Source organism: Pseudomonas sp. 05N433, from assembly GCF_056396925.1.
The window spans coordinates 18362-35632 of record NZ_JBFTML010000039.1 but is presented as its reverse complement, the minus strand read 5'-3'; the positions used below and the strand labels follow the sequence as shown (position 1 = coordinate 35632).

Genomic DNA, 17271 nt, shown 5'->3' with positions numbered 1-17271 from the left:
GCTTTTGAAGCGGTGTTGCGGTAAAGCTTTAGAAATTGCCTTGTACCCAGCTCTTGATGCGATCGAGCAGAGCGGCTTTCGGTTCGTCATTGCTGTAGCTGTCGCGGCTGCCGATGCCCGAGAACGAAATCCCGTCGGACTGCTTCTGCAGGCCGTACATCAACAGGCCAACGCCGGTGGAATAGATCGGGTTGCGGACCACGTCGTCCAGGCCCTTGACTCCATGGGGCACGCCCAGGCGAACCGGCATGTGGAAGATCTCTTCGGCCAGTTCGACCGCGCCTTCCATCTTCGACGTACCGCCGGTCAGCACGATGCCGGCCGGGATCAGGTCTTCATAGCCGCTGCGACGCAGTTCGGCCTGGATCAGGGTGAACAGCTCGTCGTAACGCGGCTCGACCACTTCGGCCAGGGCCTGGCGGGACAGTTCGCGCGGTGGACGGTCGCCGACACTCGGTACCTTGATGGTTTCGCCGGCACCGGCCAGTTTGGCCAGGGCGCAGGCATAGCGAATCTTGATTTCTTCGGCGTACTGGGTCGGGGTGCGCAACGCCATCGCGATGTCGTTGGTCACCTGGTCGCCCGCAATCGGGATCACTGCGGTGTGGCGGATCGCGCCTTCGGTGAAGATCGCGATGTCGGTGGTACCGCCGCCGATGTCCACCAGGCACACGCCCAGTTCTTTCTCGTCGTCGGTCAGCACCGAATACGCCGAAGCCAGTTGCTCGAGAATGATGTCGTCGATTTCCAGGCCGCAGCGACGCACGCACTTTTCAATGTTCTGTGCGGCGTTGACGGCGCAGGTGACCACGTGAACCTTGGCTTCCAGACGCACGCCGGACATGCCCAGCGGCTCGCGCACGCCTTCCTGGTTATCGATCACATAATCCTGCGGCAGGGTGTGCAGCACGCGCTGGTCAGCCGGAATTGCCACAGCCTGGGCGGCGTCGAGGACGCGTTCAAGGTCGGCGGAGCTGACTTCGCGATCACGAATCGCCACGATACCGTGGGAGTTCAGGCTGCGGATGTGATTGCCGGCCACGCCGACGAACGCCGAGTGGATCCGGCAACCGGCCATCAGCTGCGCTTCTTCGATAGCGCGCTGGATCGACTGGACGGTGGACTCGATGTTCACCACTACGCCTTTTTTCAGGCCGCGGGACGGATGTGTACCGATCCCGACGATTTCGAGCGTGCCGTCGTCCGCGACCTCGCCGACCAGCGCCACCACCTTGGAGGTGCCGATATCGAGACCGACGATCATTTTGCCGCTTTGCACGTTTGCCATGGGTCCTGCCTCTTCTTAATTCTTTGCGACAGCGGGTTGGGCTGTCGTCGGCGCTACAGGTTCCCGCCAGCCAACGGCAAGGCCGTTGGCGTAGCGCAGATCGATGCGCGCAATGTTCGTAATCTGCTCTTTGAGCGTCTTGTCATAGATGGCAATGAAGCGGCGCATCTTTTCCACCAGGTTGCCGCGTCCCAGCAGCAGTTCGATTCCGGGACCGGCGCTGCCTGCGCCGGTGGTCAGGAACCAGCTGCCTCGTTCACGCAACTCCAGGCGTGCAATCGAGAAGCCCAATGGCCTGAGCATCTGGCTCAGCACCTGGTATTGCTGCATCACTTGTTGCTGAGCCCGCTGCGGGCCGAACAGCTGTGGCAAGTGTTCGTAGTTCGCCAGCTCGCGCGGGGTGAACGCCTGTCCCTGGTTGTTCAACAGCGACTCATCGCCCCAACGGGCCACCGGCAGTTGTTCTTCCAGGCGAATCACTACCTGATCCGGCCACACCCGACGCACTTCGGCGTGGGCAATCCATGGCATCTGTTCAAGCTCGGTGCGCATACTCGCCAGGTCGATGGTGAAGAAGCTCGACGCCACGTACGGGGCGATCCGCTGCTGCACCGCTTGCTGGCTGATGTAACTCAAGTCGCCCTGCACGGCGATTTTGGTGATCGGCCGGTCGGCGTACGGCAGCAAACGCTGTGCGCCTTCGTAAGTACCGAACCCCAACGCCACCAGCAGCACGGGCCAGAACAGGCTTTTCAGAAAACCGAAGTTGGCTTTCGGCAGGCGCACGGACATCGGCTCTTTGGCCACCATTCGGCTGGCACCCCGCGGCACCGGCTTGCGGCCGGGTGGTGCGGAGGGCTGATGTCTCAGCTGTGCGCCTTGCATGGTCTTACCCTCGTGGCTCAATGCTTGCGGCCAGAATCGCCAGAACCAGTTGCTGGAAATCCAGGCCAGCGGCACGGGCCGCCATTGGCACCAGACTGTGATCGGTCATGCCCGGTGCGGTGTTGACTTCCAGGAACCAGAACTGCCCGTCGGCGTCCTGCATCACGTCCGCCCTGCCCCAACCGGCGATACCCAGCGCCTCACAGGCTTTGGCCGTGAGGTCCATGAGTTCCTTTTCTTTGTCGCTGTCCAGGCCGCACGGAATGCGGTACTGGGTATCGTTGGCGATGTACTTGGCGTCGTAGTCGTAGAAACTGTGCGTCGTGCCCAGGGCAATCGGTGGCAACACCTGGTCACGCAGGGTGGCGATGGTGAACTCCGGACCATGAATCCATTGCTCGACCAACACTTGCGAATCGTAGGTACTGGCCGCTTTCCACGCCTCGATCAACTCGGGCGCGGTCATCACTTTGGCCATCCCGATACTGGAACCTTCATGGGCCGGTTTGACGATCAACGGGAAGCCCAGTTCCTTGGCCGCCGAAATACAATCGGCCTCGCAGCGCAGTACCGCGTGGCGTGGCGTCGGAATGCCGAGGCTGTGCCAGACTTGCTTGGTGCGCAGTTTGTCCATGGCCAGGGCCGAGGCCAGAATGCCGCTGCCGGTGTACGGAATTCCTGCGCATTCGAGCAGGCCCTGCATGCTGCCGTCTTCACCGCCACGACCGTGGAGGATGATGAAGGCGCGGTCGATTTTTTCGTTCAGCAAGCGTTGCAGCAGGTCATCGCCTACATCAATACCGAACGCGTCCACGCCGGCGCTTTGCAGTGCTTCGAGCACCGCGTTACCCGACTTCAGGGACACTTCACGCTCGGCACTCTTGCCGCCGAACAGCACGGCAACGCGACCGAAATCCTTCGGCGCTACAGTGGAGACGAGGTTGGCGTAAGCAGCAGTCATTTCAACTTCCCCTCTACCGGTGCGGCAACGGCCCCGGCGAACAACGGACTGTTCAACAGTTTGGGTGCGAGACCGCCGATATCACCGGCGCCCTGGCACAGCAGAATGTCGCCGGCACGCAGCAGCGGCTTGACGATCGGCGCGAGATCGATGCCGCGCTCGATGTAGATCGGGTCGAGCTGACCGCGCTGACGAATGCTGTTGCACAGTTTGCGGCTGTCGGCGCCCGGAATCGGCTCTTCGCCGGCCGGATAGACTTCCATCAGCAGCAGCACGTTGGCGTCGGCCAGCACATTGACGAAGTCGTCGTACAGGTCGCGGGTGCGGCTGTAACGGTGCGGCTGGTAGACCATCACCAGACGGCGCTCCGGCCAGCCACCGCGCACGGCTTTGATCACGGCCGCGACTTCGGTCGGGTGGTGACCGTAGTCGTCCACCAGCATCACGTTGCCGCCTTCGACCGGCAGTTCGCCGTACACCTGGAAGCGACGGCCAACACCCTGGAACCCGGACAGGCCCTGGACGATGGCTTCATCGCTGACGCCTTCGTCGGTGGCGATGCAAATAGTCGCCAGCGCGTTCAGCACGTTGTGGTTGCCCGGCATGTTTACCGAGACATCCAGCGGCTCGCGATCAGGGCGCAGCACGGTGAAGAAAGTCTGCATGCCTTGTTGGCGTACGTTGATGGCACGAACGTCGGCGTCATCGCCGAAGCCGTAAGTGACCGTCGGACGCTTCACCAGCGGCAGGATTTCACGCACCACCGGATCGTCCAGGCACACCACCGCCAAACCGTAGAACGGCAGGTTGTGCAGGAACTCGACGAAGGTTTTCTTCAGCTTGTTGAAGTCGCCGTCGTAGGTCGCCATGTGATCGGCGTCGATGTTGGTGACCACGGCCACCAGCGGCTGCAAGTGCAGGAAGCTGGCATCGCTTTCGTCGGCTTCGGCGATCAGGTAGCGGCTGGTGCCGAGCTGGGCATTGGTGCCCGCGGCATTCAGGCGGCCACCGATGACGAACGTCGGGTCCAGGCCACCGGCGGCGAACACCGAAGCGATCAGGCTGGTGGTGGTGGTTTTGCCGTGGGTACCGGCGACGGCGATGCCGTGGCGGTAGCGCATCAGCTCGGCGAGCATCTCGGCACGCGGCACCACCGGAATCCGGCGTTCCAGCGCGGTCGCGACTTCCGGGTTGGACGTGTTGACGGCGCTCGACACCACCAGCACGTCGGCGGCTGCGGCGTTCTCGGCACGGTGGCCGATGAAAATATGCGCACCAAAAGATTCCAGGCGCTCGGTCACCGGCGAAGCTTTCAGGTCGGAACCGGACACTTGATAGCCCAGGTTCAGCAACACTTCGGCGATACCGCACATACCCACGCCGCCAATTCCGACGAAGTGGATACGACGGATACGGCGCATTTCCGGTTGTGGCATGGCTTTCTTGTTCTCAACCATGGGCCACCTCAAGGCAAGTATCGACCACGTTACGAGTGGCATCGGGTTTGGCCAGGCGGCGTGCCGCGCTGGCCATGTCGTTGAGTCGTTGCGGTTGCATCAAGACCTCTGTCAGGCGAGCGGCAAGGTCCGCTGCGCCAGTCGTTCTTTGCGGCATCAGGAAGGCAGCGCCTTCACGGGCCAAATAATCGGCGTTGCGGGTCTGGTGATCGTCGATCGCGTGGGGCAAAGGCACCAGCATCGAGGGCAGACCGGCGGCCGCCAGTTCACTGATGGTCAGCGCTCCTGCGCGGCACACCACCAGGTCGGCCCAGCCATAGGCTTGGGCCATGTCTTTGATGAATGGCTGCACTTGTGCCTCGACGCCAGCCGCGCGATAGCGCTCTGCAGTCACTTCATCGTGGTTTTTGCCGGCCTGATGGAACACGTCCGGGCGCAGGTCGGGGGCGACCTGCGACAGGGCTTCAGGCAGCAATTTGTTCAACGGCTCTGCGCCCAGGCTTCCACCCAGGATCAGCAAACGCGCCTTGCGACCGGCCAGGGCAGGTCGCGGTGTTTCGAGGAACAGCTCGGTGCGCACCGGGTTACCGGTGGTCCGACGGCTGTCCGACAGGGTAAAGGTGTCGGGGAACGCTTCACAGACTCGGGCGGCCAACGGCACCAGCAACCGATTGGCGGTACCGGCCACGGCGTTCTGCTCGTGAACGATGACCGGCACGCCGGCCAGTCTGGCTGCAACGCCGCCAGGGCCAGTCACAAAACCACCAAAGCCGACCACACAGACTGGCCGCAGCTGACGAATGATCGCCCGCGCCTGCCAGATCGACTTGAGCAACATGACCGGCGCCTTGAGCAGGGACAATTTGCCCTTTCCGCGCAAACCGCTGGCGTGGATCCGATGCAATTCAATACCGGCCGCCGGCACCAGATCGTTTTCGATCCCGCGGGGCGTACCGAGCCAGTGCACGGTGTAGCCGCGGGCCTGGAACTCACGCGCACAGGAAAGTGCCGGGAACACATGGCCCCCGGTGCCGCCAGCCATGATCAGTACGTTAGCGCCCATGGTTCGGCTCCTCGGCGAAGTCGCTCTCATGGAATTCCATTTCTTCGCTGCCCAAATGGGTTCGACTCTCCCACTCGATGCGCAGCAACAAGCCAAGACAGGCACAGCAGATCACCAACGAACTGCCGCCATAACTGAGGAATGGCAGGGTCAGACCTTTGGTCGGCAACAGGCCGACGTTCACGCCGATGTTGATCAGGAACTGGCCGATCCACAGGAACGACAAGCCGTAAGCAACGTAGGCGGCAAAAAACTGTTTGGCTTTCTCGGCCCACAGGCCGATGTACATGCCACGAATACACACGAAGACGAACAGCGCCACCGTGCACAAGGAACCCACGGCACCCAGCTCTTCAGCCAGCACCGAAAACACGAAGTCGGTATGGGCTTCCGGCAGGTAGAACTGTTTCTGCACGCTGTTGCCCAGGCCGACGCCCAGCCATTCGCCGCGACCGAAAGCGATCAAGGCCTGGGAGAGCTGATAGCCAGCACCGAACTGGTCGGCCCACGGATCGGCAAAGTTGGTCAGACGCGCCATTCGATACGGCTGCATCTGAATCAACAACACCACCGCCGCGACAGCCAGGACCACCATCAGGGAAAACCGGAACAGCCCGACCCCGCCGAGGAACAGCATCGCCGCAGCTGCCCCCATCATCACGACGGTGGCACCAAAGTCCGGCTCCATCAGCAACAGACCCGCCATTGGCAACAGCACGATGAACGGCTTGAAGAAGCCCATCCAGCTTTCACGCACTTCTTTCTGGCGACGCACCAGATAACCGGCGAGGTAGATCACCACGAACACCTTGGCGATCTCGGAAGGCTGAACGTTGAAGAAACTGAAGCCGATCCAGCGCATCGAACCGTTCACTTCCCGGCCGATCCCCGGGATGATCACCATCACCAGCAAGCCGAATGCACCAATCAGCATCAGCCAGCCCAAGCGTTGCCAGGTGGCAATCGGAATCATCATGGTGACGACGCAGGCACCCAGGCCCAGCACAACGTAAACAAGGTGGCGAATCATGTAGTACAGGGCGCTGCCCGACTGCACCGCCCCCACCTCGGTCGATGCCGAGGCAATCATAATCAGCCCCAGGCCGAGCAGTGCCAGGCAACCGGCGAGCATCGGGAAATCGAGGTCGATACCGCGCCCGGTGATCAGCGGCGATGGATACGGCTTGATGATGTTTCTCAAGCTCATGCCAGATCCTCCACGGCGCGGACGAACTGGTGACCACGGTCTTCATAGTTCTTGAACATGTCGAAGCTGGCGCAGGCCGGCGACAGCAGCACCGCGTCGCCCTTTTCGGCGATGGCGCGGCATTGCTCGACCGCTTCGATCAGCGAGCCGACGCGAATCAGTGGCACGGCATCGCCGATGGCCTCACCGATCTTGTCGGAATCACGGCCCATCAAAATGACGGCGCGGCAGTTGGCCGCCACCGGATCACGCAAATCCTTGAATTCGGCGCCCTTGCCATCGCCACCGGCGATCAGCACAAGCTTGCCGTCGATGTCCGCCCCCAGGCCTTCGATGGCCGCCAATGCGGCGCCGACGTTGGTGGCTTTGGAATCGTTGTAGTAGCTCACGCCATCAAGGTCGCGGACCCACTGGCAGCGGTGCTCGAGCCCGGCGAAATTGCGCAGGGCTGAAAGCATGGCGTCGAACGGCAGGCCGACGGCGTGACCGAGCGCCAATGCCGCGAGGGCGTTGGACTGGTTATGCGCACCACGAACTTTCAGCTCGCGTACCGGCATCAGGTTCTGGAATTCGAAGGCCAGGTATTTCTCGCCGCTCTCCTCTCGAATGCCGAAGGCCTTGAAGTCGGGTTTGTTCAAACCGAAGGTCCAGCACGGCTGACCTTCACCCATCAGCGGACGGCTCAGGGCGTCCTGACGGTTGACCACAAACTGCCTGGCGCCCCGGAAGATCCGGTGCTTGGCCAAGTGATAGGCCGGCAGACCGCTGTAGCGGTCCATGTGGTCTTCACTGATGTTGAGCACGGTCGCCACTTCGGCGTTGAGCTGATCGGTGGTTTCGAGCTGGAAGCTCGACAGTTCCATCACGTACAGCTCGATGTCGTCGCTGAGCAAATCCAGCGCCGGCGTGCCGAGGTTGCCACCAACGGCAACACGCTTGCCGGCCGCAGCCGCCATCTCGCCGACCAGGGTGGTGACGGTACTTTTGGCGTTGGAACCGGTAATGGCGACAATCGGCGCTTTCGCGTTACGCGCGAACAGCTCGATGTCTCCGGACATTTTCACGCCACGGGCGGCGGCAGCCTGCAGGGCCGGGGTCGCCAGCGCCAGGCCGGGGCTCACGTAGAGCTCGTCGGCACGGCACAGGAATTCGACGTCCAGCTCGCCACAACGCACTTCCACGTGCGGATAGTCACGCTTGAGCGTGGCCAGTTCCGGTGGATTTTCCCGCGTATCGGCGACAGCAAACGACACGCCCCGGTTCGCCAGGAAGCGAACCAGGGACATGCCGCTCTTGCCGAGGCCGACAACGATGCGGAAGTGGTCAGAAGCGATCAGAGACACTCGTTCTACCTCAGCTTCAGGGTGGCAAGGCCGATCAACACGAGAATCACGGTGATGATCCAGAAACGGACGATCACGCGCGGCTCGGGCCAGCCCTTGAGTTCAAAGTGGTGGTGAATCGGTGCCATGCGGAACACACGGCGACCGGTCAGCTTAAAGGAGGCAACCTGAATGACGACTGACAGGGTCTCCATCACGAACACACCGCCCATGATGAACAGGACGATTTCCTGACGGACGATCACTGCGATGGTGCCCAGGGCCGCACCCAGCGCCAGCGCGCCAACGTCGCCCATGAAGACTTGTGCCGGATAGGTGTTGAACCAGAGGAAGCCCAGGCCAGCACCGATCAAGGCGCCGCAGAACACAATCAGCTCACCCGCGCCCGGTAYGTAAGGAATCAGCAGGTATTCGGCGAACTTCACGTTACCCGACAGGTAGCAGAAGATCCCCAGGCCGCCGCCGACCATCACGGTGGGCATGATCGCCAGACCGTCGAGGCCGTCGGTCAGGTTGACCGCGTTGCTCGAGCCGACAATCACGAAATAGGTCAGGACGATGAAACCCGCGCCCAGCGGAATGCTGTAGTCCTTGAGCATCGGCAGGATCAGGGTGGTTTCCACCGGCGTCGCGGCAGTCATATAAAGGAAGATCGCCGCGCCCAGGCCGAACACCGACTGCCAGAAATACTTCCAGCGGCTCGGAAGGCCGCGGGAGTTTTTCTCGATGACTTTGCGATAGTCGTCAACCCAGCCGATGGCGCCGAACAGCAGGGTCACCAACAACACGACCCAAACGTAACGGTTGGTCAGGTCAGCCCAAAGCAAGGTGCTGACGCCGATGGAGGAAAGAATCAGCGCGCCGCCCATGGTCGGGGTGCCCGACTTCGACAGGTGCGATTGCGGGCCGTCGTTGCGAACGGATTGACCGATCTGACGGTTCTGCAGAGTGCGGATCATCCACGGGCCATAGCACAGCGACAAGACCAGCGCGGTCAGTACACCGAGAATCCCGCGCAGGGTCAGGTACTGAAAGACCGCGAAGCCTTTGTAGAACTGTTGCAGATACTCCGCTAGCAGCAGCAGCATTAATGTTTCTCCAGACTGGTCCCGCACAAAGCGGCAACGATGTTTTCCATCGCAGCGCTGCGCGAGCCCTTGATCAAAAAGGTAGTGTTTGTGTCCTGCTCGGCTTCCAGGGCCTTGATCAGTTCAGCCTGTGTGCTGAAGTGAAAGGCCTGCTCGCCGAAAGCGTTCACGGCGTGAGCCATCATTGGCCCGACGGCGTAAAGCGCGGAAACCTTGCCGCGGGCGTAATCGCCCACATCGCGGTGCCCCTGCTCTGCCCACGCGCCCAACTCGCCGATATCCCCGAGCACCAAAACGGTGCGACCGGAAAAGCCGGCGAGTATATCAACGGCGGCGCACATAGAGGTGGGGTTCGCGTTGTATGTGTCATCGATTACGCGCATACCGTTAGGCGCCAGTTGCGCGACGGTGCGGCCCTTGACCGGTTGCACCGCGCCAAGGCCGGTGGCGATGCCGAACAGCGACACACCCAAAGCATGCGCGGCAGCGGCAGCGGCCATGGCATTGGCGACGTTATGGGTGCCGAGCAGATTCAGCTGAACCCGCTCCACACCTTCAGGGCTGTGCAGGTTGAACGCCGGGCAACCGCGGGCATCGCGATCCAGGTCTCTGGCATGGAAATCGGCGTTGACGTTGCTCAGGGCAAAAGTCAGCACTTTTCGACCGGCGGCACGGGTCTTCCAGATGTCGAAGGCCTTGTCGTCGAGATTCAGCACGGCGATGCCATCGGCATCCAGCCCTTCGAGAATCTCGCCCTTGGCTTCGACGATTTTTTCCGGCCCGCCGAACTCACCAACGTGGGCAGTCCCGGCGTTGTTGATGATGGCCACGTGGGGTTTGGTCATGGCGACGGTGTAGGCAATCTCGCCAATGCGCGAAGCGCCGAGTTCGATCACGGCGGCGGTGTGTTCCGGCGCCAGTTCGAGCAGGGTCAGCGGAGCGCCGAGGTCATTGTTCAGGTTGCCACGGGTCGCCAGCACCGGACCGCGCGTGCGCAGGATGCTTGCCAGCATTTCCTTGACCGTGGTCTTGCCGCTGGAGCCGGTAACGGCCGCGACCGGCTGAGTGAACGCGGCACGGTTGATCGCGCCCAACTGGCCGAGGGCCTGGCGGGTGTCCTTGACCAGCAGTTGCGGCAGCGAGCTGTCGGCCACTTCGCGCTCGACCAGTGCACCCACGGCGCCTTTGGCGGCGACGTCATTCAGGTAGTCATGGCCATCGAAACGTGGACCGGCCAGAGCAATAAACAGCTGGCCGGGCTTGATCGCGCGGCTGTCGATGCTGACACCATCGAAGCTGGCATCGACGGAGATCAGACGGGCATTCAGTGCGCCGGTCAGTTCGCTCAGTTTCAAGGCTTTAAGCATGGGCCACCTCCCACGCGGTCAGGGCATGATCGGCCTCGACCAGATCGGAGAAAGCGAGACGCTCACCGTTGATTTCCTGATAGTCCTCATGACCTTTACCGGCCAGGACAATCACGTCATCCGCCGAAGCGCTGGCGATCAACTGGGCAATCGCCTGGCCACGACCGGCGACGAAGGTGACTTTATCCACAGCGGTGAAACCGGCGCGGATGTCGTCGAAAATAGCGGCGGGGTCTTCGGTGCGCGGGTTGTCGTCGGTGACCAGCACACCATCGGCCAGACGCTCGACCACTTCAGCCATCAGCGGACGCTTGCCGCGATCGCGATCACCGCCGCAACCGAACAGGCACAGCAACCGGCCTTTGGCGTGAGGACGCAGGGCCATCAAGACTTTTTCCAGCGCATCCGGTGTGTGGGCGTAATCGACCACCACCAACGGCTGAGTGCCGCCGCCCAGACGCTGCATGCGACCGGCCGGGCCTTCGAGTTTCGGCAGCACGTTGAGGATTTCGTCCAGCGCATAGTCCAGACCGAGCAAGGCACCGACCGCGGCCAACACGTTGCTCAGGTTGAAACGGCCGAGCAAGGTGCTGCGCAAATGGTGTTCGCCCTGCGGCGTAACCAGCGTGGCGCGCACGCCTTCGTCACTGAACTGGGCTTCGCGGCAATACAGGTAAGCGCGGGAGTCTTCCAGGCTGTAAGTGATCAACCGCGACTCACCCTCATCAGCCGCCAGTTGCCGGCCAAAATCGTCGTCGAGGTTGACCACCCGGCACTTCAGATCATTCCAGGCAAACAACTTGGCCTTGGTTTCGCCATAGGCCTGCATGGTGCCGTGGTAATCCAGATGATCGCGCGACAGGTTGGTCATCACCGCCACATCGAAGGCCAGCGCGGTTACGCGGCCCTGATCCAGCCCATGGGAAGAGACTTCCATGGCCACGGCTTTGGCACCGGCCTTTTTCAGGTCGGCGAGGGTTGCTTGCAGCGCAATCGGGTTCGGCGTGGTGTGCAAGCCGCTTTCCAGCGCGCCATGGAAACCGGAGCCCAAAGTGCCAACGATACCGCAGTGTTGACCGAGCAAATCCAAGGCTTGCGCGACCAACTGGGTCACGCTGGTTTTACCGTTGGTGCCGGTCACGCCGATCAGGTTCATGTGACGGCTCGGGTCGCCGTAAAAGCGCCCGGCGATATCCGACAGCTGCGCCGCCAGGCCTTTGACCGGAATCAGCGGCACGTCGGTAATCGGCAGCACGGTCGCGCCTTCGACTTCATAAGCCACGGCGGCAGCACCGCGCTGCAAGGCGTCGGCGATGTGCGCACGACCGTCGAACTTGCCACCAGGGACCGCAAGGAACAAATCACCTGCCCGTACGTTACGGCTGTCCAGCGCCAATTCGCGGATCAATAGATCATGGCCGGCGTGGGCGAAAATCTTGTTCAGGCTCAGCGACATCAGCCGCGCCCTCCATTAGCTTTCAGCGGAACGACCGGTGCGGCGTTCGCTTGTTGAGTGGCTGGCAGGTTGTCCGGGGTGATGTTCATCAGGCGCAAGGTCCCGGACATCACTTTGCTGAACACCGGCGCCGATACCAGACCACCGAAGTAACCGGCCTTGGTCGGTTCGTCGATCACCACCACGATCGCGTAACGCGGGTCGCTCATCGGGCCGAAACCGGCGAACAGCGAGCGGTAGGAGTTCTCGGCGTAGCCTTTGGTTCCGACCGACGTCTTACGCGCAGTACCCGACTTGCCGCCCACGTGATACGCCGGCACCTGCGCACGGAATACGCCGCGCGGGGCTTCGATCACTTGTTGCAGCATGCCTTGCATGGTTTTCGCGACGGCTTCCGGCAGCACCTGAGTGGTTTGCGGCGCCTTGTCGGTTTTGATCAGGGTCAACGGCGCGAGGCGACCATTGTTAGCCAGGGCCGAGAAGGCGTGGACCAACTGGATCGCGGTCACGGAAATACCGTAGCCGTAGGACAGCGTGGCGGTTTCAGCCTTGCGCCATTCGCGGTAGTTCGGCAGGTTGCCGACGCGCTCACCCGGGAAACCCAAGCCAGTGTCCTGGCCGAGGCCAACTTTCTGTGCCAGACGGAAAATCGTTTCGCCGCCGATATCGAACGCGACCTTACTCATGCCGACGTTACTGGAATTGATCAGGATACCGGTCAGGTCGAGCACCGGACCTTCGGTCTTGGATACGTCCTTGATGGTGTATTTACCAATCTGCAAACTGCCCGGGTACACCTCGACGGTGTCGCTCGGTTTCCAGCGCCCGGTTTCGATCGCGGCGCTCATGGAGATCGCTTTCATGGTCGAACCCGGCTCGAACACGTCGATCATCGCGCGGTTGCGCATCATCGCCGGTTGCAGGTTGCGACGGTTGTTCGGGTTGTAGGTCGGCTGGTTGACCATGGCGAGAATCTCGCCGGTCTTCACGTCCATGATCACCAGGCTACCGGCCTTGGCGCCGTTCTCGATGATCGCGTTGCGCAGTTCGCGGTTGGCCAGGTATTGCAGGCGCAGGTCAATGGACAACGCCAAGGGCTTGCCGGCCTTGGCGTTTTTGGTGACCTGGACATCTTTGATCAGCCGGCCGCGCCGGTCCTTGATGACCTGTCGCTTGCCGGGCACCCCGGCCAGCCATTCGTCGTAGGCCAGCTCGACGCCTTCGCGTCCGTGATCGTCGATGTCGGTAAAGCCGACCATGTGGGCGGTGACTTCACCGGCCGGGTAGAAACGCCGGAATTCTTCGATGCCATAAACGCCCGGCACTTTCAGATCGAGCACAGCCTGGCCCTGCTCAGGGGTCAGCCCGCGCACCAGGTAGATGAATTCTTTGTTGGCCTGGGCTTCGAGACGTTCGGCCAGGGCTTTGGGATCCTGCCCCAAGGCAGCCGCCAGTGCCGGCCATTTCTCTTTGGCCAGCTGCATTTCCTTGGCGTTGGCCCACAGGGTGGTGACCGGGGTACTCACGGCCAACGGCTCGCCGTTACGGTCGGTGATCAGACCACGGTGAGCCGGGATTGGAATATGACGAACACTGCGCGCGTCGCCCTGACCTTTAAGGAAGTCACGGTCGACCACTTGCAGATCAATGATGCGCCAGGAAATCGCCACCACCATGATGCCGAGCAAGCCCAGCACCAGACGGAATCGCCACGGGAAGAGTGCACCTTCGAGTTTCATCATGGCGCCACCATCTGCACTTCAGCAGCGCCAGGAATGCGCATCTTCAGTTGTTCGGTCGCCAACACTTCGATACGGCTGTGGGCGGTCCAGGTGCTTTGTTCGAGAATCAACCGGCCCCACTCCGCCTGCGCCTTGTCGCGCACGCTCAATTCGTTGTACAGCGAATTCAACAGCTGACGGTTCCAGTGGGCGCTATAGGACACGCCGATGGCCGACACGAGCACACCGATAAACAGCAGCAGCATGAAAAAGCTTCCGCCGGGAAGTGGTTTGGCGAAAAGCTTGCTCACCGCAGTTTCTCCGCGACACGCATGATGGCGCTACGGGAACGTGGGTTGGCTTTGAGTTCGGCCTCGGAGGCGGACTGCGCTTTGCCATGGACTTTGATTTTCGGTTCGAAGGCGACGTGACGGACCGGCAAGTTGCGCGGCAGGTTGTCGGCTTCGCCTTTCACCAGTTTACGCATGAACAGTTTGACGATGCGGTCTTCCAGCGAGTGGAAGCTGATCACCACCAGGCGACCGCCGACTTCCAGGCACTCCAGAGCGGCTTCGAGACCGGCTTCCAGATCGCCGAGCTCGTTGTTGACGTGAATACGCAGCCCCTGGAATGCACGGGTGGCCGGGTTCTTGCCCTTTTCCCATGCAGGGTTGGCGACTTTCAGCACTTCTGCCAGATCGGCAGTGCGCTCGAACGGCTTGATGTCGCGACGTTCGGCCACGGCACGCGCCATGCGGCCGGAGAAACGTTCTTCGCCGTATTCCTTGAACACCCGGGCGATTTCCTCCACCGGCGCGGTATTGACGAACTCGGCGGCGCTGATCCCGCGGGACGGGTCCATTCGCATGTCCAACGGGCCGTCGTTGAGAAAACTGAAGCCGCGCTCAGGGTCGTCGAGCTGAGGCGAAGACACGCCCAAGTCAAGCAGAACACCGCTGACCTTGCCGGCCAGACCGCGTTCGGCGACTTCCGAACCGAGCTCGGCAAAGCTGCGCTGTACAACGACAAAGCGGCCGTCTTCGGCCGCTAGCGTTTGCCCGGTGGCAATCGCTTGAGGATCTTTGTCGAACCCGAGCAACCGACCATCGGGCCCGAGCTTGCTGAGAATCAACCGGCTATGTCCGCCGCGTCCGAACGTGCCGTCCAGATAGCAGCCATCAGGACGTACGGCGAGAGCCTCGACGGCTTCGTCAAGCAGTACGGTGATGTGGTTAAAGCCGCTATCAATAGTCACAGGATCAAATCACGCAGTTCATCAGGCATGGCGCCCGGTTGTTGAATAGCAGCCAGGTCAGCGGCAGAAACCGCATTCCAGGCATCCTCGTCCCACAATTGGAACTTGTTCAGTTGGCCTACCAACATTGCGCGCTTATCCAACTTGGCATATTCGCGAAGACGCGGCGGGACCAGAAAACGACCACTGCCATCGAGCTCGAGGTCGACGGCATTACCAATCAGTAAACGTTGCAGGCGGCGGTTTTCTTCGCGAAGCGAAGGCAGTGCACGCAGTTTGGTTTCGATAATTTCCCACTCATCGAGGGGATAAACACACAAACACGGATCAACGGCATCGATGGTGACGATTAATTGACCGGAACTACGCGAAACGAGCTCGTCACGGTACCGGCTCGGCATGGCGAGACGGCCCTTTGCATCGAGACTGATAGCGTTAGCTCCGCGAAACACGTCAGCGTTTCTCCAAATATTAGCGTTTTGCGCTCAAAAAACCCACTTCATGCCACTTTCCGCCACTTGCGCACACTATAGGAATGCGCCCACCACACCGTCAAGGCGCGGATAGAAGGAAAAGCCTTACAGAACGGAGATTTAGGAGTGTAAAAGGAGGGGAAACGAGAATCTGGCGGATGAATTCGTTCAATAACTTGAATCAGCACAGAAGGCTGCGTTCAGAAGTTAAAGTAGTTTGTTAAGAGTAAGATTTTTTCGGTATTACAAAAGCGCTTCTGCTATTGATTCAGCAGGGAGGGAAACTGCCATTACGCATATCGCTGCCAATGATTGAAGCAGAGAGAAAAAAAGGTGGAGAGTCGATCTGTAAGCCGGGTTCTGTCTTGAACAGTCATTCGTCTACGATGGCCATCACTGGACATCTTTAGCAACCTACCCGGTCCCAGCGCGGGCCACGCCTTGGGACCCTATTTGGTCTTGCTCCAAGTGGGGTTTACCTAGCCACGAACTGTTGCCAGACGTGCGGTGCGCTCTTACCGCACCTTTTCACCCTTACCGGCGCCGAAGCGCTTAGGCGGTTATTTTCTGTGGCACTTTCCGTAGGCTCACGCCTCCCAGGCATTACCTGGCACTTCGCCCTATGGAGCCCGGACTTTCCTCCCCCCCCTAATTTTCATAGAGGGCAGCGACTGTCCGATCGACTCTCCGCCGCGAAGATTAACGGCAGAGCGGTCGAAGAACAAGCTCTAAAAGCCTCTGGCCGGCGCTGCGCGTCGCTTTTTTACTCGCCCTTCTGCTTATCCAGCGCAACCTGATAGAGCACATTCTTGCGCTCGCCAGTAATTTGCGCCGCCAATGCCGCCGCACGCTTGAGCGGCATTTCTTCAAGCAGCAGATTGAGAATACGCATGGCTTCGCTGCTGACAGCGTCCTCAGTCTCGGGAGCAGACCAGCCAGCGACCAGCACTACGCACTCGCCGCGCTGCTGGTTGCTGTCCGATTCGACGAACTCGCGCAGCTCGGCCAGCGGCAAGCCTTTAAGGGTTTCGAAGGTCTTGGTCAACTCGCGCGCCAGCAATGCAGGACGATCGGCGCCGAATACCAGCTCCATGTCTTGCAGGCATTCAAGGATGCGGTGTGGAGCCTCATAAAAAATCAGCGTGCGCGGCTCTTCTTTTATCAGTTCCAGGCGAGCGCGTCGGCCGACAGCCTTGGCCGGTAGAAACCCTTCGAAGATGAAACGGTCCGATGGCAACCCCGCCGCCGAGAGCGCCGCAATCAATGCACAGGCCCCCGGAACCGGCACCACATTGATCCCTGCGGCACGGGCCTGACGCACCAGGTGATAACCCGGATCGGAAATCAGCGGTGTCCCGGCATCGGAGATCAATGCCACATCGTCGCCAGCGAGCAAGCGAGTGATAAAGCGACTGCCTTCATCCCTCTCGTTGTGTTCATGGCAGGCCGCCAGCGGCGTGGGGATACCGAAGTGCTGCATCAATCGCTGGGAATGGCGAGTGTCTTCGGCAGCAATCAACGAAACCTCGCGCAGGATCTTCAGCGCACGCGCACTGATGTCGTCCAGGTTGCCGATGGGCGTCGCCACCACATAAAGCGAGCCAGCAGCGGAATTCAAAGCACCTGGAGCAGTCAAAGCGCACACCTCATGATCGGTAAAAGCCGCCATTGTAGCGCGTAGCGACATTCGCGATACCTGCAAGCAAC

At 61.0% G+C, this 17271-nt stretch carries 15 protein-coding genes and 1 other RNA gene; all 16 read right to left on the bottom strand.

Annotated elements, in window-relative coordinates:
- Nucleotides 1–28: 28 nt before the first annotated feature.
- Complete coding sequence (ftsA, locus tag AC1DIS_RS20290) at nucleotides 29–1288, bottom strand: cell division protein FtsA (RefSeq protein WP_007939849.1); 1260 nt, start codon at nucleotides 1286–1288, stop codon at nucleotides 29–31.
- A gap of 15 nt (nucleotides 1289–1303) precedes the next feature.
- A complete protein-coding gene (locus tag AC1DIS_RS20285) occupies nucleotides 1304–2173 on the bottom strand; it encodes a cell division protein FtsQ/DivIB (RefSeq protein WP_007939848.1) in 870 nt (289 codons plus the stop codon).
- 4 nt (nucleotides 2174–2177) lie between these two features.
- Nucleotides 2178–3134 (bottom strand): D-alanine--D-alanine ligase, encoded by a 957-nt coding sequence (locus tag AC1DIS_RS20280; RefSeq protein WP_477744624.1) that lies wholly within the window; start codon nucleotides 3132–3134, stop codon nucleotides 2178–2180.
- Complete coding sequence (gene murC, locus AC1DIS_RS20275) at nucleotides 3131–4591, bottom strand: UDP-N-acetylmuramate--L-alanine ligase (protein WP_018930135.1); 1461 nt, start codon at nucleotides 4589–4591, stop codon at nucleotides 3131–3133. The genes AC1DIS_RS20280 and murC overlap by 4 nt, the downstream gene beginning before the upstream one ends.
- Nucleotides 4584–5654, bottom strand: a complete 1071-nt coding sequence (murG, locus tag AC1DIS_RS20270; protein WP_018930134.1) for an undecaprenyldiphospho-muramoylpentapeptide beta-N-acetylglucosaminyltransferase — start codon at nucleotides 5652–5654, stop codon at nucleotides 4584–4586. Before murG ends, murC begins: the two co-directional genes overlap by 8 nt.
- Nucleotides 5644–6861 (bottom strand): putative lipid II flippase FtsW, encoded by a 1218-nt coding sequence (ftsW, locus tag AC1DIS_RS20265; protein ID WP_064616204.1) that lies wholly within the window; start codon nucleotides 6859–6861, stop codon nucleotides 5644–5646. Before ftsW ends, murG begins: the two co-directional genes overlap by 11 nt.
- Complete coding sequence (gene murD / locus AC1DIS_RS20260) at nucleotides 6858–8204, bottom strand: UDP-N-acetylmuramoyl-L-alanine--D-glutamate ligase (RefSeq protein WP_064616203.1); 1347 nt, start codon at nucleotides 8202–8204, stop codon at nucleotides 6858–6860. The genes ftsW and murD overlap by 4 nt, the downstream gene beginning before the upstream one ends.
- Before the next feature lie 5 nt (nucleotides 8205–8209).
- Entirely contained in the window at nucleotides 8210–9292 is a 1083-nt protein-coding gene (gene mraY, locus AC1DIS_RS20255) for a phospho-N-acetylmuramoyl-pentapeptide-transferase (protein WP_477781044.1), read from the bottom strand.
- Nucleotides 9292–10659: a UDP-N-acetylmuramoyl-tripeptide--D-alanyl-D-alanine ligase gene (locus AC1DIS_RS20250; RefSeq protein WP_477744622.1), complete on the bottom strand. Its 1368-nt coding sequence runs from the start codon at nucleotides 10657–10659 to the stop codon at nucleotides 9292–9294. The genes mraY and AC1DIS_RS20250 overlap by 1 nt, the downstream gene beginning before the upstream one ends.
- Nucleotides 10652–12115, bottom strand: coding sequence for a UDP-N-acetylmuramoyl-L-alanyl-D-glutamate--2,6-diaminopimelate ligase (locus AC1DIS_RS20245; protein ID WP_018930130.1), 1464 nt, complete (start codon nucleotides 12113–12115; stop codon nucleotides 10652–10654). Before AC1DIS_RS20245 ends, AC1DIS_RS20250 begins: the two co-directional genes overlap by 8 nt.
- Nucleotides 12115–13854 carry a peptidoglycan D,D-transpeptidase FtsI family protein gene (locus tag AC1DIS_RS20240; RefSeq protein ID WP_018930129.1) on the bottom strand — a complete coding sequence of 580 codons (1740 nt, stop codon included), beginning with the start codon at nucleotides 13852–13854 and terminating at the stop codon, nucleotides 12115–12117. Before AC1DIS_RS20240 ends, AC1DIS_RS20245 begins: the two co-directional genes overlap by 1 nt.
- Nucleotides 13854–14147: a cell division protein FtsL gene (ftsL, locus tag AC1DIS_RS20235; RefSeq protein WP_003205353.1), complete on the bottom strand. Its 294-nt coding sequence runs from the start codon at nucleotides 14145–14147 to the stop codon at nucleotides 13854–13856. The genes AC1DIS_RS20240 and ftsL overlap by 1 nt, the downstream gene beginning before the upstream one ends.
- Nucleotides 14144–15091 carry a 16S rRNA (cytosine(1402)-N(4))-methyltransferase RsmH gene (gene rsmH, locus AC1DIS_RS20230; RefSeq protein ID WP_018930127.1) on the bottom strand — a complete coding sequence of 316 codons (948 nt, stop codon included), beginning with the start codon at nucleotides 15089–15091 and terminating at the stop codon, nucleotides 14144–14146. The genes ftsL and rsmH overlap by 4 nt, the downstream gene beginning before the upstream one ends.
- Nucleotides 15088–15543 carry a division/cell wall cluster transcriptional repressor MraZ gene (mraZ, locus tag AC1DIS_RS20225; RefSeq protein WP_003205355.1) on the bottom strand — a complete coding sequence of 152 codons (456 nt, stop codon included), beginning with the start codon at nucleotides 15541–15543 and terminating at the stop codon, nucleotides 15088–15090. Before mraZ ends, rsmH begins: the two co-directional genes overlap by 4 nt.
- Nucleotides 15544–15897: 354 nt before the next feature.
- An RNA gene (rnpB, locus tag AC1DIS_RS20220) (RNase P RNA component class A) lies at nucleotides 15898–16251 on the bottom strand.
- A gap of 76 nt (nucleotides 16252–16327) precedes the next feature.
- Nucleotides 16328–17233 (bottom strand): 16S rRNA (cytidine(1402)-2'-O)-methyltransferase, encoded by a 906-nt coding sequence (rsmI, locus tag AC1DIS_RS20215; protein ID WP_018930125.1) that lies wholly within the window; start codon nucleotides 17231–17233, stop codon nucleotides 16328–16330.
- Nucleotides 17234–17271: the final 38 nt, after the last annotated feature.